Annotated in this window: 22 protein-coding genes; 12 read left to right on the forward strand and 10 right to left on the reverse strand. The window is 64.5% G+C overall.

The annotated features are described in order from the left end of the window. Positions 1-4: 4 nt before the first annotated feature. The 4 genes from msrB (at position 5) to ACSQ23_RS19435 (ending at position 4,123) form a co-directional block, all read left to right on the forward strand. A complete protein-coding gene (gene msrB, locus ACSQ23_RS19420) occupies positions 5-406 on the forward strand; it encodes a peptide-methionine (R)-S-oxide reductase MsrB (protein ID WP_055997155.1) in 402 nt (133 codons plus the stop codon). 267 nt (positions 407-673) lie between these two features. Continuing rightward, positions 674-2,746, forward strand: a complete 2,073-nt coding sequence (locus ACSQ23_RS19425) for a S9 family peptidase (RefSeq protein WP_436091578.1) — start codon at positions 674-676, stop codon at positions 2,744-2,746. A gap of 103 nt (positions 2,747-2,849) precedes the next feature. After that, complete coding sequence (locus ACSQ23_RS19430; protein ID WP_055885237.1) at positions 2,850-3,458, forward strand: superoxide dismutase; 609 nt, start codon at positions 2,850-2,852, stop codon at positions 3,456-3,458. A gap of 158 nt (positions 3,459-3,616) precedes the next feature. Then, positions 3,617-4,123 carry a response regulator gene (locus ACSQ23_RS19435; protein WP_156387440.1) on the forward strand — a complete coding sequence of 169 codons (507 nt, stop codon included), beginning with the start codon at positions 3,617-3,619 and terminating at the stop codon, positions 4,121-4,123. Positions 4,124-4,185: 62 nt separating this feature from the next. On the opposite strand, the gene ACSQ23_RS19440 is transcribed toward ACSQ23_RS19435, so the two are convergent. Continuing rightward, positions 4,186-5,172 (reverse strand): NADPH:quinone reductase, encoded by a 987-nt coding sequence (locus tag ACSQ23_RS19440; RefSeq protein WP_436091579.1) that lies wholly within the window; start codon positions 5,170-5,172, stop codon positions 4,186-4,188. 151 nt (positions 5,173-5,323) lie between these two features. Here ACSQ23_RS19440 and ACSQ23_RS19445 point away from each other — a divergent pair, with 151 nt between their 5' ends. Next, entirely contained in the window at positions 5,324-5,635 is a 312-nt protein-coding gene (locus ACSQ23_RS19445; protein WP_436091580.1) for a winged helix-turn-helix transcriptional regulator, read from the forward strand. Positions 5,636-5,726: 91 nt separating this feature from the next. Here ACSQ23_RS19445 and ACSQ23_RS19450 read toward each other — a convergent pair whose 3' ends face one another. Continuing rightward, complete coding sequence (locus ACSQ23_RS19450) at positions 5,727-6,293, reverse strand: hypothetical protein (RefSeq protein ID WP_055885226.1); 567 nt, start codon at positions 6,291-6,293, stop codon at positions 5,727-5,729. Further along, the gene (locus ACSQ23_RS19455) at positions 6,283-7,800 is read right to left on the reverse strand and encodes a helicase HerA-like domain-containing protein (protein WP_055885223.1); all 1,518 of its coding nucleotides are present in this window, start codon (positions 7,798-7,800) and stop codon (positions 6,283-6,285) included. Before ACSQ23_RS19455 ends, ACSQ23_RS19450 begins: the two co-directional genes overlap by 11 nt. 235 nt (positions 7,801-8,035) lie before the next feature. Here ACSQ23_RS19455 and ACSQ23_RS19460 point away from each other — a divergent pair, with 235 nt between their 5' ends. Together ACSQ23_RS19460 and ACSQ23_RS19465 are read left to right on the forward strand one after the other, a co-directional pair. Further along, positions 8,036-9,370: a TIGR03808 family TAT-translocated repetitive protein gene (locus ACSQ23_RS19460; protein WP_436091581.1), complete on the forward strand. Its 1,335-nt coding sequence runs from the start codon at positions 8,036-8,038 to the stop codon at positions 9,368-9,370. Positions 9,371-9,456: 86 nt separating this feature from the next. Then, on the forward strand, positions 9,457-10,155 hold the full coding sequence (locus ACSQ23_RS19465) for a hypothetical protein (RefSeq protein WP_436091582.1): 699 nt from the start codon (positions 9,457-9,459) through the stop codon (positions 10,153-10,155). 122 nt (positions 10,156-10,277) lie between these two features. Here the strand turns inward: ACSQ23_RS19465 and ACSQ23_RS19470 are convergent, their stop codons facing one another. From ACSQ23_RS19470 to ACSQ23_RS19500, 7 genes are all read right to left on the reverse strand, one after another. Continuing rightward, positions 10,278-11,069: a hypothetical protein gene (locus ACSQ23_RS19470; RefSeq protein WP_436091583.1), complete on the reverse strand. Its 792-nt coding sequence runs from the start codon at positions 11,067-11,069 to the stop codon at positions 10,278-10,280. A gap of 58 nt (positions 11,070-11,127) precedes the next feature. Further along, positions 11,128-12,123, reverse strand: coding sequence for an asparaginase (locus ACSQ23_RS19475; RefSeq protein ID WP_436091584.1), 996 nt, complete (start codon positions 12,121-12,123; stop codon positions 11,128-11,130). Between the two features lie 164 nt (positions 12,124-12,287). Continuing rightward, complete coding sequence (locus ACSQ23_RS19480) at positions 12,288-12,629, reverse strand: SH3 domain-containing protein (protein WP_055885210.1); 342 nt, start codon at positions 12,627-12,629, stop codon at positions 12,288-12,290. A 181-nt stretch (positions 12,630-12,810) separates the two neighbouring features. Further along, complete coding sequence (locus ACSQ23_RS19485) at positions 12,811-13,422, reverse strand: hypothetical protein (RefSeq protein WP_055997129.1); 612 nt, start codon at positions 13,420-13,422, stop codon at positions 12,811-12,813. Between the two features lie 172 nt (positions 13,423-13,594). Next, on the reverse strand, positions 13,595-13,963 hold the full coding sequence (locus ACSQ23_RS19490) for a hypothetical protein (RefSeq protein WP_055885205.1): 369 nt from the start codon (positions 13,961-13,963) through the stop codon (positions 13,595-13,597). A gap of 104 nt (positions 13,964-14,067) precedes the next feature. After that, positions 14,068-14,310 (reverse strand): hypothetical protein, encoded by a 243-nt coding sequence (locus ACSQ23_RS19495; RefSeq protein ID WP_436091585.1) that lies wholly within the window; start codon positions 14,308-14,310, stop codon positions 14,068-14,070. Between the two features lie 335 nt (positions 14,311-14,645). Continuing rightward, positions 14,646-15,056 (reverse strand): hypothetical protein, encoded by a 411-nt coding sequence (locus ACSQ23_RS19500; protein WP_436091586.1) that lies wholly within the window; start codon positions 15,054-15,056, stop codon positions 14,646-14,648. Between the two features lie 316 nt (positions 15,057-15,372). On the opposite strand from ACSQ23_RS19500, the gene ACSQ23_RS19505 reads away from it, so the two are divergent. The 5 genes from ACSQ23_RS19505 to ACSQ23_RS19525 all read left to right on the forward strand — a co-directional run bounded on the left by ACSQ23_RS19505 (position 15,373) and on the right by ACSQ23_RS19525 (position 21,076). Then, complete coding sequence (locus tag ACSQ23_RS19505) at positions 15,373-16,230, forward strand: NAD-dependent epimerase/dehydratase family protein (protein WP_055885196.1); 858 nt, start codon at positions 15,373-15,375, stop codon at positions 16,228-16,230. Beyond that, the gene (locus tag ACSQ23_RS19510) at positions 16,230-17,084 is read left to right on the forward strand and encodes a sugar phosphate isomerase/epimerase family protein (protein WP_436091587.1); all 855 of its coding nucleotides are present in this window, start codon (positions 16,230-16,232) and stop codon (positions 17,082-17,084) included. The genes ACSQ23_RS19505 and ACSQ23_RS19510 overlap by 1 nt, the downstream gene beginning before the upstream one ends. An 85-nt stretch (positions 17,085-17,169) precedes the next feature. Then, positions 17,170-18,282 carry a microcin C ABC transporter permease YejB gene (locus ACSQ23_RS19515; RefSeq protein WP_436091588.1) on the forward strand — a complete coding sequence of 371 codons (1,113 nt, stop codon included), beginning with the start codon at positions 17,170-17,172 and terminating at the stop codon, positions 18,280-18,282. Beyond that, the gene (locus tag ACSQ23_RS19520; RefSeq protein ID WP_436091589.1) at positions 18,282-19,460 is read left to right on the forward strand and encodes an ABC transporter permease; all 1,179 of its coding nucleotides are present in this window, start codon (positions 18,282-18,284) and stop codon (positions 19,458-19,460) included. The genes ACSQ23_RS19515 and ACSQ23_RS19520 overlap by 1 nt, the downstream gene beginning before the upstream one ends. Continuing rightward, entirely contained in the window at positions 19,457-21,076 is a 1,620-nt protein-coding gene (locus ACSQ23_RS19525) for an ABC transporter ATP-binding protein (protein ID WP_436091590.1), read from the forward strand. The genes ACSQ23_RS19520 and ACSQ23_RS19525 overlap by 4 nt, the downstream gene beginning before the upstream one ends. Positions 21,077-21,094: the final 18 nt, after the last annotated feature.

Here is a 21,094-nt window from a genome sequence, read left to right on the forward strand (position 1 = left end):
CCCGATGAGCGAAACCTTCAAGGTTCAGAAGTCCGACGAAGAGTGGCGCGCCACGCTCAGCCCCGAGCTCTACCGCGTCGCGCGCGAACACGGCACCGAGCGGCCCTGGTCCCACATCTACAACACCGAAAAGCGCGACGGCATTTACCACTGCGCCTCGTGCGGCGCCGAGCTGTTCACCGCCGACACCAAGTACGAATCCGGCTCGGGCTGGCCGAGCTTCTTCAAGGCGATCGAGGGCTCGGTCGCCCAGACCGTCGACCGCTCGCACGGCATGGTCCGGGTCGAGGCCCACTGCGCCAATTGCGGCGCCCATCTCGGCCACATCTTCCCCGACGGCCCCAACCCGACGGGCGAGCGCTTCTGCATGAACGGCACGAGCCTGCAGTTCGAGCCGAAGGCTTAGCGCACCCAGAGCGGCCCCACGCGCTCTTGCCTTCTCCCCTTGTGGGAGAAGGTGGCGCGCAGCGCCGGATGAGGGGTCCGCGCAACGAAGTGTAGCGCGATCGGAGCGAAAGCGACGAGCGACACAAGTACGCGGAGAGAACCCCTCATCCGCCCTTCGGGCACCTTCTCCCACAAGGGGAGAAGGCGGCGCGGCAGCATCCCGTCCTTTACAATCGCTCACCGTCGCGCCTACCTCGCGGCAACACCCCCTCCCGAGAATCCTCCCATGCCCACCCCACCCGTCGCCGAACGCCGCCAGCATGCCACGACCAATCACGGCATCACGCGGCAGGATCCCTATCACTGGCTGCGGGCCGATAACTGGCAGGAGGTGATGCAGGACCCGTCCACCCTGCCGGCCGACATCCGCCGCTATGTCGAGGCGGAGAACGCCTATTTCGCCGAGGCCTTCGAGACGGCGCACGAGGCGCTCACCGACAAGATCTATCGAGAGATCCGTGGCCGCATCAAAGAGGACGAGAGCGGCATCCCGTCGGCTGACGGCCCCTGGGCCTACAACTCACGCATGGAAGAGGGAAAGCAGTACCCGATCCTCGTGCGCACGCCGCGCGACGGCGGCGATGAAGAGCTGCTGCTCGACTGCAATGTCGAGGCCGGCGACGACTATTTCGGCTTTGGCGGCGGCGACCACGATCCGTCGCACCGGCTGCTCGCCTGGAGCGCCGACCGGCAAGGCTCGGAGTTCTACACGCTGCACATTCGCGACCTCGCCACCGGCCAGGATACCGGCGAAGTGATCGAGGATGTCGCGGGCGGCGGTGTGTGGTCGGCCGATTCCAGCGCCATCTATTATTCCGAATATGACGACAACCACCGGCCGTTCCGGGTCCGCCGGCATGTGCTCGGCACGCCGCAGGCCGATGACGAGATCGTCTACGAGGAAAAGGACCCGGGCTTCTTCGTCGGCGTCGACGAGACGCTGTCGCGCAATTACATCGTCATCGACGCGCACGACCACCAGACATCCGAGTTCTGGCTGATCGACACCCGCACCGGCGGCGCGCCGAAGCTGGTCTCGCCGCGCCTCACCGATCGCGAATACGATGTCGAGGACCGCGACGGGGTGTTCTACATCCTCACCAATGCCGACGGCGCCGAGGACTTCAAGATCGTCACCGTCGCCGCCGACAATCCGGCGGCCGAAAACTGGATCGATCTGGTGCCACATCGCCCAGGCGTCTTGATCCTCGACATCATCCTGCTCAGCCACCACCTCATCCGGCTCGAGCGCTCCGAGGGGCTGCCGCGCATCGTGGTGCGCAATCTCGACGATGGCGAAGAGTGGACGGTGAAGTTCGACGAGGAGGCCTATGCGCTCGGCATGTCGGCCGGTTTCGAGTTCGACACCAAAACCATCCGCTTCAGCTATTCCTCGCCCACCACGCCATCGCGGACTTACGACCTCGATCTGGTGACGCGCGAGCGAACCCTGCTCAAGGAGCAGGTGGTCCCTTCCGGGCATAACCCTGATGACTACGAGACAAAGCGCATCTTCGCCACGGCCAAGGATGGCGAGCGGGTGCCGGTGACGCTGCTCTACCGCAAGGGCCTGCAGCTCGACGGCCAGGCGCCGGCCCTGCTCTACGGCTATGGCGCCTATGGCATGGCGCTGCCGGCCGGCTTCTCGGTATCGAAGCTGTCGCTGGTCGATCGCGGCTTCGTCCACGCCACGGCACATATCCGCGGCGGCATGGACAAGGGCTATGCCTGGTACAAAAACGGCCGCCGCGAGCAGAAGACCAACACCTTTACCGATTTCGTCGCTGCCGCCGAAACGCTGATCGAACTGGGCTATACGTCGAAGCAGCGCATTGTCGCCGAGGGCGGCTCGGCCGGCGGCCTGTTGATGGGCGCCGTCACCAATATGCGCCCCGAGCTGTGGGCCGGGGTCATCGCCGAGGTGCCGTTCGTCGACGTGCTCAACACCATGCTCGATGAAACGCTGCCGCTCACCCCGCCGGAATGGCCCGAATGGGGGAACCCGATCACCGACAAGGCGGCCTATGACCGCATCGCCGGCTATGCCCCCTACGAGCAGGTGGCGGCCATCGACTATCCGCCGATCTTTGCGCTGGCCGGGCTCACCGATCCGCGCGTCACCTATTGGGAGCCGGCCAAGTGGGTGGCCAAACTCCGCGCCACCAAGACCGACGGCAATCCGCTCTACCTCAAGACTCACATGGGCGCCGGCCATGGCGGCGCTTCCGGCCGCTTCGACCAGCTCAAGGAGACCGGCCTGAGCTACGCCTTTGCGCTCAGTTGCGTCGGATTGGCATAATTCCACCCAAAGCGGGAATTGTTGAGCAATGCCAAAGGGCCTATATCGGAGCCAGCCCAGCGGCCAACAATCATAGAGACTGTCCCCCAAGGAGGCATCCAGAATGGCATACGAACTCCCCCCCCTGCCCTACGCCTATGACGCGCTCGGCCCGTACATGAGCAAAGAGACGCTCGAGTTCCACCACGACAAGCACCACCAGGCTTACGTCACCAACGGCAACAAGCTCGCCGAGGGCAAGGGTCTCGAAGTGCTCGAGCTCGAGGACGCGGTGAAGGAAGTGTTTGGCAAGGACCCGGCGCTCTTCAACAACCTGGGCCAGCACTACAACCACGTGCATTTCTGGAACTGGATGAAGCCGAATGGCGGCGGCGGCGCCGGGAAGGTCCCGGCAGCGCTGCTCAAGGCGATCGAATCCGATCTCGGTGGCTTCGACAAGTTCCGCGCCGATTTCATCAATGCCGGCACCACGCAGTTCGGTTCGGGCTGGGCCTGGTTGTCGCTGAAGGATGGCAAGCTCCAGGTCACCAAGACCGCCAATGGCGAGTCGCCGCTGGTGCATGGCAATGCCAAGCCGCTGCTCGGCGTCGACGTCTGGGAGCACTCCTATTACATCGACTACCGCAACGCGCGCCCGAAATACCTCGAAGCCTGGTTCGACAACCTGGTGAACTGGGAACATGTCGAGTTCCTGTTCGAAGAAGCCCGCTAAGCTTCACTCGAAATCGCGTTCAGGGCCCGCTTCGGCGGGCCCTTTTCATTTTGCCCGAACGGTTCTCGCGAAAATCGCCAGATCCGCATTTCCTGCCGCTTCCGCCCGCCGCGCCACAATGGTAACAATTGCTTAACCATTGGGAGCGTCGCGAGACCTTGGCCGAACCAGTCCGCACCATAGCCGTGCTTGTCGCCAATCCGGCGCTGAGCTCCATCCTCAGCATGGTGCTGGCTTCGGTGCCGAGCTTCCGGGTCCGCCCGTTCGAATCCGAGCTGGCGCTGGTCACCTATATGCGGCTCGCGCCGGTCGATGTGGTCGTCACCGATTTCGACAGCGCATCGGCCCGTGCCGACCGGGTCAGCCGTGACCTGCGCGCCGACCAGAGCATCCCGCATCACGACTACCAGGTGATCGCGCTCGCCAGCATGGTGTCGCCCGAAACCAAGGACCTCTGCATCGCCTCGGGCATCGATGAGGTGATCGTCAAGCCGATGTCGCCGAAATACCTGCTCGAACGGGTGCAGTCGCGCATCGCCCGCCGTGCCGCCAGCCTCGCCGGCTACCGGCCGGTCCGCGCCACGACTTCCCGTCGACCGGATTTCTCGCAGTACGGCAACGTCATTCCGCTCTGGACGCGGGAGCGTCCGCTGCCGACGCACTGACAGCCGGGCTCCGCGCCCCCTCATCCGCCCTCCCTCCCAAGTGGACCAATCAGGCTGTTGGCTCAGCCCAGCGTAATAATCGTCTTGCCGAGTTCGCCGCGTTCGACGGCTTCGTGGGCGACGACGATGTCGTCGAGGGTCAGCACGCGGCCGATCTGGTGGGTGAGTTGATTGGCCTCAAGCGCGGCGTTGATGCCGGCGGCGGCTTCGCGGTGGGCCTCGGCAGTCATCACATAGACCAGCACGAACCGGATGGTCGCGTCGAGAAAGATCATCGGCCAGAACGGCAGGGTGGGCTGAGGCACGGCATCGCTGGCATAGGTGGCGACGACGCCGTTGGGCGCCAGGGTCTTGCCGATCAGGTCGAGATTGGCGCCAAAGGCGACTTCGACGAAGCGGTCGACACCCCTGCCCTTGCTGTCGCCCGTGAAGGCAGCAACCCGGGCGGGCAGATCATCAGTATGGCGGTTGAGGACCAGATCGGCACCGGCCGCAGTGGCTGATGCGGCGGCCTCGTCGTTGCCGACCGAGGCGATGACGCGGGCACCACCGAGCTTGGCGAACTGGATGGCGTAGCGGCCGACCGCGCCGGCACCGCCGGAGACGAAGACGGTTTTACCGGTGACCGGACCATCGACGAAGACACAGCGATAGGCCGTCATGGCGGGAATGCCAAGGCAGGCGCCTTCCTCGAAGCTGACGCCATCGGGCAGGTGGACAGCCTTCCAGGCGGGGAGCGTGGTGTATTCGGCGGCTGAGCCGTTCCAGCGGCCAAGCTGGGATTCGTAAAACCAGACGCGCTCACCGATCCGGCTGTCGAGTTCGGGGGAACCCACGGCGACGATCTCACCCGCGCCATCCTGATTGGGCACGACCTTGGGGAAGGCCGGGGCGCCGCTGCCGCTGCGACCCTTGGTGTCGGACGGATTGACGCCCGAGGCGCGGACGCGGATCAGCACTTCGCCGGGCGCGGGTTGTGGCGTGGGCAACTCGCCGACCTGCAATACGTCGCGGGCGGGGCCCTTGGTGGAAAACCAGGCAGCTTTCATTCGCACGTTCCTCTTGTTTCCCAGCCTAGCTAGGTCTTCAATGCATCTGAGAACAGTACGTACAAAGGCAACATGTACTATCATGAATGATAGCACCCCTATCCTGACCCGCCCACGCCGCAGGGCTGGCCGCACCGGTTGTGCGGTAGAAGTGACCCTTTCGGTAATCGGGGGCCTGTGGAAACCGGTGATCCTGTTTCACCTGCTCGACGGCAAACTGCGCTTCAATGCGCTGTGCCGGATGGTGCCCAATGCGACGGCGCGCATGGTGACGCTGCAATTGCGCGAACTGGAGCGTGACGGGGTGATCAATCGCATCGTTTATCCGGAAGTGCCCCCGCGCGTCGAATATGAGCTGACGGAACTGGGCCGCTCGCTCGAGCCGGTACTGCTCAGCATGCGGAGTTGGGGGATGGGCTTCAGCTCGGACGAGGAGCGCGAAGACCTCCATGTCTGCCCCTAAGCGCGCGCTCGCGGCAGTCCGTCTAACGCGCTAGACAGGCTGCCCCTGAGACAGGGGATGACATCAAGCGTGGTTCGAGAGCGTGCTTGCCCTAGGCCGTCACGTTCAGCGCCCAGGCCACCTTGTTCCAGAGATCATCGACATTGTCGGTGAACACCACGACGCGGTCGGCATGGCTCACCGAGTGGCTGAGGATGTCCGTCGCCATGCCGCGCATCGCCTCGAAGGCGCGGTGGTGGTTGAGCAGCACCACGGGCTTGCCGCCGGCGCCGGCGCCGGCTCGCACCCAGGTGCGATAGAGCGCAGCTGCCGAAGCAAGCGAGCCCGGCAGTCCGACAAAACCCTGCGCCAGTTCGCCAACCCGCTTCACCCGCGCCTCTGGGTCGTCGATCCGCTCCACCGGCACTTCGGCCAGCGCGGCGGGCGCCTGGAACGCCGCATCGGCGACGATCAGCACTTCGCCGCCGGCCGCGCGGGCGCTGGTGATCAACGGGATATTGTCCAGCGTCTCGTCGGCGAGGCAGATGATCCGCGCCCCATGCCGTGCCAGGAGCGTGCCGGCCTGCGACATGATCGAGCTGCGCTCGGCATCGCCCGGCCCTTTGTCGGAGGCGAAGACCGCAAGCGCCGGGTGGTTCTGCGCGACGTTAGCGGCCACGGGTGAGGCCACCGAGGATGCCGCGCAGCAGTGCCTTGCCGAGCCCGTTCGCCATGGTGCGGCTGAACGAGGTGATGGCGGCTTCGGTCGGCGTCTGCCGGGTCGAACGGCGCGGCTGGGCAGCGCGCTCGGCGCGCTCCTGCGCCGCCGCGGCCTTGGCGTCGGCCTGCGCCTGCTTGGCGTCGAGCTCGGCCTGCTTGGCCTCCGCCTCGCTCGCCTGGCGCTCCTGGGTCTTTTTGGTCAGCACCTCGAAGGCCGACTCGCGATCGACCACCGCGTCGTAGACGCCAGCCACCGGCGAGTTGGCGATCACCGTGCGCCGTTCCTCCGGCAGCAGCGGCCCGACCTGCCCTGAGGGCGGCCGGATCAGCGTGCGCCCGACGATCGAGGGTACGCCCTTATCTTCCAGCACCGAGACCAGCGCCTCGCCGGTACCCATCTGGGTGATCACTTCGGCGGTCGAGAAGTCGGGGTTAGGGCGGAACGACTCTGCCGCCATCCGCACCGCCTTCTGCTCCTTGGGCGTATAGGCCCTGAGCGCGTGCTGCACGCGGTTGGAAAGCTGCGCCAGCACGGCGTCCGGAATGTCGGCCGGGTTCTGGGTGACGAAATAGACGCCGACGCCCTTGGAGCGCACCAGCTTGACCACCTGCTCCACCTTATCGACCAGCGCCTTGGGCGCGTCGTCGAACAGCAGGTGGGCCTCGTCAAAGAAGAACACCAGCTTGGGTTTTTCCGGGTCGCCGACTTCCGGCAGCACTTCGAACAGCTCCGACATCAGCCAGAGCAGGAACGTCGCGTAGAGCCGCGGCGCGCGCATCAGCTCGTCGGCGGCGAGGATCGAAACATAGCCCTTGCCGTCGGTGGTGGTGCGCATCAGGTCGCGGATGTCGAGCGCCCGCTCGCCGAAGAACTGGTCGCCGCCCTGCTGCTCCAGCACCAGCAGCGAGCGCTGCACGGCGCCCACCGTGGCCGAGGCGACATTGCCGTACTGCACCGAGATATCCTTGGCGTTGTTGGCGATTTCCACCAGCAGCGCACGCAGGTCCTTCAGGTCGAGCAGCAGCAGCCCGTTATCGTCGGCATATTTGAAGGCGATGTTCAGCACGCCTTCCTGGGTGTCATTGAGGTCGAGGATGCGGCTCAGCAGCAGCGGGCCCATCTCGGAGATGGTGGTCCGCACCGGATGGCCCTGCCGGCCGAACAGATCCCAGAAGATCACCGGGAACTTGCTCGCCGCATAATCGGTGAAACCGATCTCTTCGGCGCGCTTCACCTGCCAGTCGAGCATCTTGCCCATATTGGCGATGCCCGACAGGTCACCCTTGATATCGGCGGCAAACACCGGGACGCCGGCGGCCGAAAATCCCTCGGCGATCGACTGCAGCGTCACCGTCTTGCCGGTACCGGTGGCGCCGGTCACCAGCCCGTGCCGGTTGCCGTATTTCAGCGCCAGGTATTCCGGCCGGGTGCTTTGGCCGAGATAGATCTTGTCGGGAAGGAGCATGACGCCTCACAGGATTCGATAGCCAGTTGTGGACTCTATAGCGGCGGGGGGATGGGCTGCCAAATGAAAGCGGCCGCTGCCGGCTTGATGCGGGACCGCTCGCACGGCCCCCATCACCGGGTAGAAACCCGGCCCCGATGAGTGTCGGTACGGTTGGATTCAATCCCACATAGCTTGGGGACGGCGCCGGAATCGCCAATTCCCAAACGCCCCCCTACCCCCTTACACTCCCCTCATGCGTATGAACCGCCGTCACATTCTTGCGGGCCTCATCGCCCTGCCGCTGGCTGGCGGCGTTCGGGCGCAGTCGCTCGATTCGACGACCCTGAACCTGGTGCCGGGCAGCCTCGATGATCAGAGCGGCCCGATGCAGGAAGCGCTGCTGCGCGCCGGCGAGGAGGGCCGTCCGCTGTTCCTCGGTTCGGGCAGCTACTACGTGCAGAACCTGCAGGTGCCGAGCAACGTCGTGATTACAGGCATTCCCGGCGGCACCATCCTTGCTGCGGCCGGCGATGCGCCGGTGTTCCGCGTCGCCGGCAGCGCCCATGTCAGTTTCTCGGGCCTCACCTTCACCCGCGGCAATGGCGGGCCGAGCGGCGCCGATCGCGGACTGGTCGAAATCGAGGCCAGCGACCACGTCACCCTGAGCAATTGCAGCTTCATCGGCGGCGCCGCCAACGGCCTCGCGGTGCGCGATGCCGGGGCGGATATCGAGGATTGCGATTTCACCGGCCATGCCCTCGCTGCGATCTTCTCGGTCGATGGCCGCGGCCTCAACATCGTTTCCAACCGCGTCAGCAAATGTGGCAATGGCGGCTTCCTGATCTGGGGCAGCAAGCCGCGCCACGATGGCTCGGTCATCACCGGCAACACCATCGCCGGCATCGGCTCCACCAATGGCGGCAACGGCCAGAACGGCAATGGCATCAACGTTTTCCGCTGCAACGACGTGATCGTCGCCAACAACCAGATCGCCGACTGCATGTTCACTGCGGTGCGGCTCAATTCGACGAGCAATGTCGCTGTCACCGGCAATGTCTGCCGCAACTCGGGCGAAGTGGCGATCTTTTCGGAGTTCGCCTTCTCCGGTTCGGTGATCTCCAACAACATCGTCGATGGCGCCGCCGCCGGCATCTCGATCACCAACCTCGATTCGGGCGGGCGGCTCGCCGTCTGCTCGGGCAATATCGTGCGCAACATCCGCTCGCGCTCCGAGGTCAATCCGGACACGAGGCCCTTCGGCATCTATGCCGAGGCCGAAACCAGCATTTCGGGCAACAGCATCGACAACGTCCCCGGCATCGGCATCCTCGCCGGCCGCGGCACGTTCCTGCGCGACGTGATCATCGCCGACAACGTGCTCTACGCCACCAGCACCGGCATCGGCGTCAGCGTCGTACAGAACCCCTCCCCGGGCCCCGTCACCATCACCGGCAACATCGTCAACGCTCCGCTCGACCACGCCATCGTGGGTCTCGAGTGGGACACGGTGGTGGTCGAGGACCTGGTGAAAGACGCCGCGAAGTACCCGCACGTGACGCTGGCGGACAACTCGGTGACGCGGTCCTAAACAGGAGCGCCTCGGCGGCATCTCGCCAGCAAGTTGCCGCGCCCGCATTGACTTGGGCTTTAGATTTCCACAGTCAGACTGACAAGATGAAATGGTGCTTTGTCGACCGTCCGCTTGATCGGGTTTTCCGTAGCAACACAGCGACGGGCGCCATCGCAGATCATTTCGTTACGGATAGTGAGGGATATCTTCGTCCACATGGCGCGTGGCAGAACTGGCTGAAGGATAGGCCGCATCTAGCTAGGCAAGACGGTAACGCCTTCTTCTTCGTCGTGGGTTTCGAGCCCCGTCAGGTTCACGCCGAGTACCGAGTGACTGGTGTCCGCTTGCTCTACGTGAGCGATGAGTTGGTCGTCGAACTCACTTGGCAGGAACATCTTGGCTTGGAGGAGCCGGGGAGCGGTTGCCGCTATGGCTTTCCCAGGGATGGTGTCCCCGAGAAGTATGAGGCAAAATCGGAGCAGCGTGAGCATAGGGGCGTTGAGTACAGCATCCGGCTCATCCCCCGTCAGCTTATCCGAAGTATCGCCGATGCTGCCGTCGATGGGTGGCCCGTGTGGCCATCGAAGGGCAGTCGCACCACATTCGGCGACGCCGGCGACCACCTGCTCAACGACCTGTGGTACACGATTCCGTACCCATTCCAGCCGTCGGTAGTGACTGAAGCAATGGTCTCCGGGGCACGTGAGCTCGGATTTCCTGGGCTAAAGGCGGGCGTGTTCGGCGCCAAAACACCGTCCACGGTCGTTTCAAGGGCCGACGGTTGGTTGATCGCACCTAACTGATCAATTGCGCGGAGACGCAGCGAGACAATTTGACCTGCGCGCGAACTCCCGCGTCCATCGCTACCCGCCCTATCCCAATGGCATCCTCACGGACGCCGGCAGCAAGCTTCACCTCTGAAGCGCTAAAGCCCCGTCGAGGCCTGCGCCACCACCGCCCACGCGCCAGACGCCTGCTGCTTGAAGCACAGCCCTGACGCATAGGGACGGTCGAAGTCGTCGCCGGTGGTTTTGCCGAAACCGACGCCGCCTTCCGGCAGGTGGAAGGCGGTCCATTCGGTCGAGGTCTCGGCGTCGTAGTCGGTGGCATAGAGCAGGCCGGGGACCAGCTTGCCTACGGACTTGCTGCTGTCTTCCATCGTCTCGAACAGCTCGATCTCGCGCTTCACGCCGACGAAGTTGTCGCCACTCGTGTCCAGCGCCTTGGCCGCGCGCTTCACCGCGGCCGGGTCGACCGTTCCGAGCCCATAGGTGCAGATCGCACCCCTCACCGCGGCGTCAGTGCCCCAGGGCTGTCCGTCGGTCAGCGACTGGCCGATGAAATCCAGCTCCATCTTGGTCAGGAACACGCCGATATCGACGTTTGGCGGCAGGTCCCAGTCGCCACCAGTGCTGTTGCCGAGGCCGGCGACCTGCGACTTGGCGCTCTCCCACGGCCCCTCGAGCCTGGTGCCGCGCGGAATCGAGAGATCGAGGGTACCCGTGACGATCGACATCTTCGGCGCCAGCCATTTCCCGATACCGTCGACATCCTTGGCGGCCACCGCCTTCAGCAGTTCGGTCGCTGCCGCGCGCAGGTCGGCCGGGACCTCGACGGTCTTCGCCGGCGAGACCTTCGGCGGGGCATAGGCAGGTCCAGCAAGCGCCGCTCCGCAGAGCAGGGTCGAGGCAACGATAGTGACGACGGCACGGCGCATGCGGGTCTCCGGAGCTGCTGTTGTGGATATTGGACGTCGCCGGGCAGCGCGTCCTTGGTCAGGCCGCCCGCATCTCGCCGACCTCCAAGCCGCGGACATTGCGCACCAGCTGGCGGGCGAACTTTTCCAGTACGGCGCGCTGGCCGGCGTCGGGGTCGGCGAAGCGCAGCAGCAGGTTGGCGACCAGCGTCTGGCTCGCCAGCATGTTGCCGTCGTCGATCTTCAGCGCGTAGCCCCAGCCCTTGTCGCGGATGGCGCCGCATTGCACGCCCTCGGCGCCGCCCTTCTGCATGACGCGGCCGCCAAAGGCCTCCATCACCAGGGTATCGAGATGGCCGGTGCCGGCGACCAGCAAAGGGTGAGCGGTCGCGGCGTCGAAGATGCGCGTCGCCGCGCTGCCGATCTCCTCCGGCAGCCCGATTCCCGTCGCCATCCTGGCGAAACCACGGGCAAAGGCCGAGAGCGGCGCGGCCCAGGTGGGGATCGAGCAGCCGTCGGTGCCGCACCGGTCCTCACTCAGCGGCTCGCCGATCACCGTCTCGACGGCCTTGCGCACCGCCACCTGCACCGGATGACCGCGCGTCACGTAGTCGTGCGTGTCGACGCCAAGCGCCCGCGCGACGCTCAGCATGCCGGAATGCTTGCCCGAGCAGTTATTGTGCAACTGGCTCGCCTCCAGCCCGTGCGCCCGCAGCGCCTCGCGCGCCTTGCCGTTGCTCGGTTGGTGCGCGCCGCACTCGAGATCGCCGGCGGCAAGGCCGATGTGATCGAGAAAATGCGTCACGCCCTCGACATGCACATCCTCGCCGTGGTGCGAAGCGCAGGCCAGCGCCAGTTCCTCGTCGCTCAAGCCGAAGCGGTCGATGGCGCCCGAGGTCACCATGGCCAGCGCCTGCATCGACTTGATGGCCGAGCGCGGAAACACCGGTCGCGAAGTGTCGCCGGCGGCAGCGATGATATTGCCCTCGGCGTCGGAGATCACAAAGGCGCCGCGATGCCGGTTCTCGACGAAGTTGCCGCGGGTCTGCTCGATAAGGATGGGATTGGCGTCCAAAACTCAGCTCTTCAAAGAAAAAGGCCCGGAGGTTCCTAGGGAACGCGTCCGGGCCGTGAAGTCAATGTTTCGGAGGTCAGTCAAAGGCACGTGTGCATGGGGTAGTCGGGTCGTCACAGGAACCTGCCACGCCGTTTGGAGCAACGCGGCAGGAGACTTGGGGATCAGATGTCCCAGTCGTAGGCCAGCTTCAGGAACTTGGCGTTCACCCAGCCCTTGGTGTCCTGCTGTTCGACGAGGCACCAGTCGGCCCCGCCCTGGGGGGAGATGATGCAGCGCTCGACCCAGACCGAGCTCTTGGGCTCGAACTCGCCGATCTTCTGCGAATAGGAGGCGGGCCACTTGCGGACATTGAGCGTATCCCACTTTTTCACACCGACGATGTGGGCGGGGCTCTCGACGTCATAGCCGGCGGCCATGGCGGGCTGGATGGCGAAAACGGCGGCGCTGGCAATGATCAGACCGGCGAGGGTCGCGACCAGCAGCTTCTCATGGGATCTGTTCATCGTGGCATCCTTTCGGGGGCCGGGTTTCGTTCTGTTGTCCCGACCATGCCCTTCCCCGATTGAACCCCTAGTGAGCCCGTCATTCAGACAGCATTCATCGGCAGGGCAATGTCGCGGCAGCAATAAGGAAAGGGCGGGAACCTTCTCGGTACCCGCCCTTCAATCAGTCGTTGGTTGTCGCTCAGAGAGCGTGGACGTAGAGCACCGCCGAGCTGCGACCGACGATCACGCCAACCACGTCGTCAGCAGCATAGCCGCCCTGGTCCAAGGCCTTGTCCATCTTGTCGTTCTGGGCGATGGCGCTGCGCAGGCTGTCGACGCCGAGCTGCTGCTCGACCAGGTTCTTGTCGACGCAAACCGGCACCACATCCACCGCATCGCGGCCCTTGACGCTACCGATCTGCTTGGCGGTCACTTTGGCGAGGTCGCCGATCTGGGCATCGCAACGCACCAGGCCAGCCACGTTACCCGGGATCTCCGGATCGTCGCCCGGCTTGCCGGGCTGGCAGTTCTTCATGCAGCCTTCCTCGGCGATCTTCGGAATGTCCGGCTGGTCGCAGTTCTTCATACAGCCTTCTTCGGCGATCTCCGGTTCGTCGCAGTCGACGACATGGCAGAACGGATCGAACGGCTCGCCGCCGTCGGAGGTGTCGTCACCACCACCGCCGCCACCGCCACCACCGCCACAGGCGATGCCGGCGCCGCAGTTCATAGCCTGGGCGGGAAGCGTAGTGATGACCGCAAGGCCGAAGGTGGCCACCAGGGCCAGCAGAATGAGTTTCAGGTTTTTCATGATCTCTCTCAACAGTTTGATTGCCCGGCGGCACCCCTGCCGCCGTTCGTCGCGCTCAGCGCTTCGTTGGCGGCGGAAATAGTGCGGGGCGTTTGAACCGCCGCTGATCCGGGCATTCAGAGATCATTCATAGAAACAGCGCCCGACGGGGGCGCCGAATACCTGCACTCGTCTAGCGATGAACGTAGAGATTGACGGTGTCGTCGCCCATCATCTTGACGGCGAACACGTCACTGGCGGAAAAGCCCTTCTGGCGCAACGCAGCGGCCAGCGCTTCGTTGTCGCCGATGGCCGACCGCACCGAGGCGGCATTGCCCTCGGTCCTCAGAACTGAGCGGCCGGGGCAGTATTCAGTGACCCAGACTCGCTGTCGCTCCGTCACGCCTGCGATGTCGTCCGGCGTGACGCGCTTCAGCACGCCAAGGTAGTCATCGCAGACATCGTCATCCTTCTCGATCGGAAGGGCGGTGGCGAGCGCGGGCGGAATCATCGACGCGCCGAGCGCGACGGCAGTAACAGCGCCCAGCATGAGCTTCTTCATCTGGCGGTCTCCTGTGGTTGGCTGCGGCGCCGGGGGCCGCGAATGCACAAACGCCGGTCGGCCTCGCGGCCGATCCGGCGTCAGTTTAGCACCAAGGTGTTGGATCAGCGTCCGAAATTGTGGACGTAAAGGTTGATGGTGTCGTCGCCCATCATCTTGACGGCGTAGACGTCGTCGGCATGGAAACCGCGCTCGGCCAGCACGTCGGTGAGCACGTCGTTCTTGGCGATGGCGGTGCGGAGATAGGCGGCATTGCCGTCGGAGCGCATCAATGTCGCGGAGGTGCAGAACTCGGTGACCCAGACACGATAATGGCTGTCGACGCCGAGCACCTCGGCGGGCAGCACGCGCTTCAGCGCACCGAGCTGATTGCCGCAAGAGGTGGTGGTGGAGCCGCCCTGAGGACAGCTGGCCTGGCCGCATGGGGTGTCCAGCTGAACCTAGGCCTGCGTCGGTGCGCTTGAGAACGAAGTGAGCATCGCGATGGCGAAGGTCGCGGCGAGAGCGAGCCTGGGCATTTTATCTCCTTGGTCAATGCGGCTAGCGCCGCGGGGTGCGAGGCATTGCTGCTCGTACGATGGCCAGGAGTTGGGCTCATCACGTTGAACCGGCTCTGATGACGCCGTTCAGATTGGCGACAGGAACGGGCCAACCCGTACCGCATCATCAGAGCCGAGTTGGATCAGCGTCCGAAATCGTGGACGTAGAGGTTGATGGTGTCGTCGCCCATCATCTTGACCGCGTAGACGTCGTCGGCGTGGAAGCCGCGCTCGGTCAGCACGTCGGTGAGTACATCGTTCTTGGCGATGGCGGTGCGGAGGTAGGCGGCGTTGCCGTCGGAGCGCATCAACGTCTCGGAGGTGCAGAACTCGGTGACCCAGACACGGTAGTGGCGGTCGACGCCGAGCACTTCGGCGGGCATCACGCGCTTCAACACGCCGAGCTGGTCGCCGCAATAGGGGTCGCTACCGCCCCCATGGCTGGGACACTGGGGGCCGGCGGTGCATGGCCCCCGTTGGGCATTAGCAGGAATAGCAGAGAACGAAGTCAGCATGGCAACCGCGAATGTCGCGGCAAGTGCGAGCTTGGTCATTTCAGTCTCCTGGGGTGGGGCGGCGGGGGGTTGGCCCGCACGTCGTAGTCCTTTTCCAATCGAGGGGATCGCGATGAACCGATCCGCCTCCTGACGCTGGACAGGAGACTGCGCCATCGGCTTTGAACCGGCACTGACGAGTGCGTTCAGCCTCGTGACAGAATGGCCCCAACCCGTGTCGGAGCGTTTCGCCGTTTCAATGAAACGCCAAAAACGCTCCTGGTCACTTTTGTCGTGCTTTCGAACCGGAAAAGTCTGCAACTTTTCCTGAAAGCGCTCTAGGCTTTCGGGCAAATCAGTTTCGGGAGGACGGGAAATGGCCAAGGTTCTGGTGACGGGCGGCAGCGGCAAGCTGGGACGAGCGGTGCTCAAGGACCTGGTGACCAACGGCTATTCCGTCCTCAATATTGACCAGACGCTGCCGAAAGACCCGATCTGCCCGACCGTCCGCATCGACCTCACCGATTTCGGCCAGGTGGCGCAGGCGATCCTTGGCGGCGTCGATGAACGCCACGGCCCGTTCGATGCCGTGGTGCATCTCGCCGCGATCCCGGCGCCAGGTCTGTTCGCCAATAGCCGCACCGTCGCGAACAATGTGCCCACCAGCTACAACGTGTTCGAGGCCTGCCGGCTTGCCGGGGTCAAGAACGTTGTCTTCGCCTCGAGCGAAACCGTGCTTGGGCTGCCCTTCGAAACGCCGCCGCCTTACGTTCCGATCGACGAGGAGTATTTCCCCCGTCCCGAAACCGCCTATTCGCTCGGCAAGCTCCTCGACGAGACGATGGCGGCGCAGTTCTGCCGCTGGGATCCGGAGCTGAAGATCGTCGGCCTGCGCTTTTCCAACGTCATGGATGTCGAAGACTACAAGGCGTTCCCTGCCTTCGACGCCGACCCCAAGCTGAGGAAATGGAACCTCTGGGGCTATATCGACGCGCGCGATGGGGCGCAGGCGGTACGCCGCGGCATCGAGGCCGAGTTCAAGGGGTTCGAGGCCTTCATCATCGCCAACCAGGATACGGTGATGAGCCGTTCCAACATGTCGCTGATGGCCGAAGTGTTCCCCAAGGTGCCGCACAAGCGCGAACTCAGCCAGAACGGCACGCTGCTGTCGATCGACAAGGCCCGGCGCCTCCTCGACTACAACCCGCAGCATAGCTGGCGGAACCACGTCTGATGGCCATCCGGCTCGGCGGGCACGGCTTGCCCATCGGCAGCGAGGATCCCGACGCCTTCGCCCGGGCGCATCGCGATTTCGGCTATGGCGCCGCCTATGTGCCGGAGGTGAGGCTCGACGATCGCGACCGCCTTGTCGCGATCGAGCAGGCGTTTGCCGCCGAGAACGTGGTGCTGGCCGAGATCGGCATCTGGCGTAACCTCGTCTCGCCCGATGAAGCGGTGCGCAAGGCCAACCTCGCCTACGCGGTCGAGCGTCTCGCCATCGCCGACGCTGTGGGGGCCGGGTGCGCTGTCAGCTATATCGGCTCGTTTCAGGCTGGCACCGACTATGCCCCAGCGGCCGAGAACATGAGCCCCGAGGCCTTCGACGCCTCGGTCGAAACCGTGCGCTACCTGCTTGATACCGTGAAGCCGACCCGCGCAAAATTTGCGCTCGAGATGATGCAGTATTCCCTGCCGGACAGCGTCGACAGCTATGTCGAGCTGATCCGCGCCATCGACCGCCCGATGTTCGGCGCGCATTTCGACCCGGTGAACCTCATCATGACGCCGCGGGTCTATTTCGATAACGGCACGCTGATCCGCGAGTGCTTCAGTAAGCTTGGCCAGTGGGTGGTGTCGTGCCATGCCAAGGACATCAAGCTCCATCACCAGGCGGCGTTGCACCTCGACGAGGTGCAGATCGGCGAGGGCGTGCTCGACTATCGCACCTATCTGGGCGAACTGAACCGCCTGCCGCGCGAAGTGCCGCTGATGCTCGAGCACCTCAAGGGCGAGGAGTATGCGGTGGCGCGCGACCGCCTCTTCGCGGTCGGCGATGCCGCCGGTATCGAATTCGCGGTGCGCCCGTGACATTCACTCCTTGGTGATTTGCCGCAATCCGGCCCACAGTGCTGCGTTGCTAGCTTGAACTGATCCCAGACGACTGGAGCCGCCATTGGGCGCCTACATCCTGAGACGCCTGCTGCTGATGATCCCGACGCTGCTCGGCATCATGATTGTTTCATTCATCATCGTACAGTTTGCGCCAGGCGGGCCGGTCGAGCAGGTCATCGCGCAGATGTCGGGGCAGAACATCAGCGCTACCGAACGCATCACCGGCAGCCAGCAGGGCGATTTCGCCGGCCAGCAGACTGGACAAGCCAAGGACAGCGCCGACGTCAACTCCACCTATCGCGGCGCGCGCGGGCTTCGCCCCGAAATCCTCGAGCGCATCGAGAAGCAGTTCGGCTTCGACAAGCCGCCGGTCGAGCGCTTCTTTTCGATGATGTGGAACTACCTGCGCTTCGATTTCGGCAACAGCTATTTCCGCGATATCTCGGTGATCGACCTGATCAAGGAGAAGCTGCCGGTCTCGATCACGCTGGGGCTGTGGATGACGCTGCTCGGCTACGGCGTATCGATCCCGCTCGGCATTGCCAAAGCGCTGCGCGACGGTTCCCGCTTCGATATCTGGACCTCGTCGATCGTCATCGTCGGCTACGCGCTTCCGGGTTTCCTCATCGCCGTGCTGCTCATCGTGCTGTTTGCCGGTGGCAGTTTCTGGAACATCTTCCCGCTGCGTGGGCTGGTGTCGGAAAACTTCGCGAGCCTGCCCTGGTACGGTCAGGTCCTGGATTACCTGTGGCACATCACACTGCCGATCATCGCCATGGCGGTGGGTGGTTTCGCCACCGTGACCCTCCTGACCAAGAACTCGTTCCTCGAGGAAATCCGCAAGCAGTATGTCACCACGGCCCGCGCCAAGGGTTTGAACGACCGGCAGGTGCTGTACCGGCATGTGTTCCGCAACGCCATGCTGCTGGTCATCGCCAGCTTTCCGGCGGCGTTCATCTCGGCCTTCTTCGGCGGTTCGCTCCTGATCGAAACGATCTTCTCGCTCGATGGCCTCGGCCTGCTCGGCTTCCAGTCGGTGCTCAACCGCGACTATTCGGTGGTGTTCGCGACGCTTTACGTGTTCTCGCTGCTCGGCCTGATCATCGGGCTCGTCTCTGACCTCATGTACATGTGGATCGATCCGCGCATCGATTTCGAGAGCCGGGAAGTCTGATGCACGCTACCCTCACGGGCCTCCGCTCACCCTTTCTCGCCTTTGCCCCTGCCGACCAGGCCCGTTCGGCGCCGCTGCTCTCCCCGATCAACCAGCGCCGTCTCAAGGTGTTCAACGCCAACCGGCGCGGCGTCTGGTCGCTATGGATCTTTCTCGTCCTGTTCATCCTCACCATGTTCGCCGAGATGATCGCCAACGATCGACCGCTGGTGGTGAGCTACAAGGGCGAGACGCTGTTCCCGGTGGTGGTCACCTACCCCGAGAGCAAGTTCGGTGGTTTCCTCGCCGAAACGGTCTATCGCGATCCGTTCATCGCCGACGAGATCAATGCCAATGGCTGGATGCTCTGGCCACCGATCCGCTACTCCTACGGCACGGTCGATGAATCGCTCAGCGGCGCGGCGCCATCAAAGCCCTCCTGGCTGCAGACCGCCGAAGAGCGCTGCGCCGGCTACCCGGCCGGCATCGCCGACCCGTCCTGCAATATCGGCAATTTCCACTGGCTCGGTACCGACGACCAGGGTCGCGACGTGCTCGCGCGGCTGATCTACGGCTTCCGCATCTCGGTGCTGTTCGGCCTCATCCTCACCATCCTTTCCTCGATCATCGGTATTGGCGCGGGGGCGCTGCAGGGCTATCTCGGCGGTTGGGTCGATCTGATCGCGCAGCGGATCATCGAGATCTGGGGTTCGGTGCCCTCACTCTACCTGCTGCTGATCATCTCCAGCATCATCGCACCCAGTTTCTGGGTGCTGCTCGGCATCCTCCTGCTGTTCTCGTGGACGGCATTGGTCGGTATCGTGCGGGCCGAGTTCCTGCGCGCCCGCAACTTCGAGTATGTCGCGGCTGCCCGGGCGCTGGGCGTCTCCAACTTCAAGATCATGGTCGGGCACCTGTTGCCCAACGCCATGGTGGCGACGCTCACCTTCATGCCGTTCATCCTCGCGGGCTCGGTGACGACGCTGACGGCGCTGGATTTCCTCGGTTTCGGCCTGCCGGTCGGCTCGCCTTCGCTGGGCGAGCTGCTGGCTCAGGGCAAGGACAACCTCTCGGCCTGGTGGCTTGGCATCACCGGCTTCTTCACCGTGTCGGTGATCCTTACCCTGCTGGTCTTTATCGGCGAGGGGGTGCGGGACGCGTTCGATCCGCGCAAGACCTTTGCGGGGACGCGCTCGTGAGCACCGCCCTGCTCCAGGTCGATGACCTGCATGTCGAGTTCGCCACCGAGCACGGGCAGGTCCCCGCCGTCCGTGGTGTCTCCTTCGACATCCAGCCCGGCCAGACCGTAGCGTTGGTGGGCGAGAGCGGCTCGGGCAAATCCGTCACCGCGCTCTCGGTGCTGAAGCTCCTCCCCTACCCGGCGGCGTCACATTCCAAGGGGCGCATCCTGTTCAACGGGCAGGATCTGCTGCACACCGATGATCGAACCATCCGCGGGGTACGCGGCAACGCCATCTCGATGATCTTCCAGGAGCCGATGAGTTCGCTCAACCCGCTGCACACGGTCGAGCGGCAGGTGAGCGAGGCGCTGATCCTGCATCGCGGCATGCGGCGGGCCGCGGCCCGAGCCCGCACCATCGAGCTCTTGAGCGAGGTTGGTATCCCCGATCCCGCCTCCCGGCTCGACGATTTCCCGCATCAGTTGTCGGGCGGGCAACGCCAGCGGGTGATGATCGCCATGGCGCTCGCCAACGAGCCGCAACTATTGATCGCGGACGAACCGACGACCGCGCTCGACGTCACCATCCAGGCGCAGATTCTCGAACTGCTGATGTCGCTGCAGAAAAAGCGCGGCATGGCGATCCTGTTCATCACCCACGACCTGCACATCGTGCGGAAGATGGCCGAGATCACCCATGTGATGACCGAGGGCAGGATCGTCGAATCCGGCGCAACCGAAACAGTGTTCGCCGCCCCACAGCACGCCTACACCAAAAAGCTGCTCGCCGCCGAGCCGAAGGGTGACCCGCCCGCCACCTCGGAGGCCGAACCGATCGTTGCCGCTGAAAAGCTCCGAGTCTGGTTCCCGATCAAGCGCGGCTTCTTCCGTCGCACCGTCGGCCACATCAAGGCGGTCGACGACGTCGATATCTCGATCCGCCGCGGCGAGACGCTTGGGGTCGTCGGCGAATCCGGCTCGGGCAAGACCACGCTTGGGCGCGCCCTGCTCCGCCTCATCGGCTCGGAAGGCCGCATCGTTTACCTCGGGCGCCCTATCGAGCGGCTCTCCTGGGGCGCTATGCGACCGCTGCGCAAGGATCTGCAGATCGTCTTCCAGGATCCGTTCGGCTCACTCAGCCCGCGCATGTCGATCGCCGAGATCATCGCCGAGGGCCTCGCCGTGCATGCGCCGCGGCTCACCCCGGACGAGCGCGACTCCCGCGTCGTCCGGGCGCTGACCGAGGTCGGGCTCGATCCCGAGGCGCGCTTCCGCTACCCCCACGAGTTCTCCGGCGGCCAGCGCCAGCGTATCGCCATCGCCCGCGCCATGGTGCTCGAACCCAAGTTCGTAGTGCTCGACGAGCCAACCTCGGCGCTCGACATGAGCGTGCAGGCGCAGGTGGTCGACCTGCTGCGCGATCTGCAGCGGCGCCATGGCCTCACCTATCTGTTCATCTCGCATGACCTACGCGTTGTCCGGGCGCTCGCCAACCAGCTGATGGTGATGCGCAACGGCAAGGTGGTCGAACACGGGCCGGCCGCCGAAATCTTCGCCGCGCCGCAGTCCGACTATACCCGCGCCCTGATGGCCGCCGCCTTCGCCGTCGAAGCGGTGCCCGAGGTGGCGCAGTGAAAGTTTTGACGCAATCGC

It is taken from the genome of Devosia sp. LjRoot16 (genome assembly GCF_964252795.1).
In the GTDB taxonomy this organism is placed as follows: domain Bacteria; phylum Pseudomonadota; class Alphaproteobacteria; order Rhizobiales; family Devosiaceae; genus Devosia_A.

What these genes read in the sequence shown, in the direction of transcription:
- ACSQ23_RS19470 (WP_436091583.1), bottom strand. Translation starts at nt 11,069, where the DNA reads ATGCGCCGTGCCGTCGTCACTATCGTTGCCTCGACCCTGCTCTGCGGA.
- ACSQ23_RS19460 (WP_436091581.1), top strand. Translation starts at nt 8,036, where the DNA reads ATGCGTATGAACCGCCGTCACATTCTTGCGGGCCTCATCGCCCTGCCG.
- ACSQ23_RS19490 (WP_055885205.1), bottom strand. Translation starts at nt 13,963, where the DNA reads ATGAAGAAGCTCATGCTGGGCGCTGTTACTGCCGTCGCGCTCGGCGCG.
- msrB (WP_055997155.1), top strand. Translation starts at nt 5, where the DNA reads ATGAGCGAAACCTTCAAGGTTCAGAAGTCCGACGAAGAGTGGCGCGCC.
- ACSQ23_RS19520 (WP_436091589.1), top strand. Translation starts at nt 18,282, where the DNA reads ATGCACGCTACCCTCACGGGCCTCCGCTCACCCTTTCTCGCCTTTGCC.
- ACSQ23_RS19505 (WP_055885196.1), top strand. Translation starts at nt 15,373, where the DNA reads ATGGCCAAGGTTCTGGTGACGGGCGGCAGCGGCAAGCTGGGACGAGCG.
- ACSQ23_RS19425 (WP_436091578.1), top strand. Translation starts at nt 674, where the DNA reads ATGCCCACCCCACCCGTCGCCGAACGCCGCCAGCATGCCACGACCAAT.
- ACSQ23_RS19465 (WP_436091582.1), top strand. Translation starts at nt 9,457, where the DNA reads ATGAAATGGTGCTTTGTCGACCGTCCGCTTGATCGGGTTTTCCGTAGC.
- ACSQ23_RS19455 (WP_055885223.1), bottom strand. Translation starts at nt 7,800, where the DNA reads ATGCTCCTTCCCGACAAGATCTATCTCGGCCAAAGCACCCGGCCGGAA.
- ACSQ23_RS19440 (WP_436091579.1), bottom strand. Translation starts at nt 5,172, where the DNA reads ATGAAAGCTGCCTGGTTTTCCACCAAGGGCCCCGCCCGCGACGTATTG.
- ACSQ23_RS19430 (WP_055885237.1), top strand. Translation starts at nt 2,850, where the DNA reads ATGGCATACGAACTCCCCCCCCTGCCCTACGCCTATGACGCGCTCGGC.
- ACSQ23_RS19480 (WP_055885210.1), bottom strand. Translation starts at nt 12,629, where the DNA reads ATGAACAGATCCCATGAGAAGCTGCTGGTCGCGACCCTCGCCGGTCTG.
- ACSQ23_RS19485 (WP_055997129.1), bottom strand. Translation starts at nt 13,422, where the DNA reads ATGAAAAACCTGAAACTCATTCTGCTGGCCCTGGTGGCCACCTTCGGC.
- ACSQ23_RS19500 (WP_436091586.1), bottom strand. Translation starts at nt 15,056, where the DNA reads ATGACCAAGCTCGCACTTGCCGCGACATTCGCGGTTGCCATGCTGACT.
- ACSQ23_RS19510 (WP_436091587.1), top strand. Translation starts at nt 16,230, where the DNA reads ATGGCCATCCGGCTCGGCGGGCACGGCTTGCCCATCGGCAGCGAGGAT.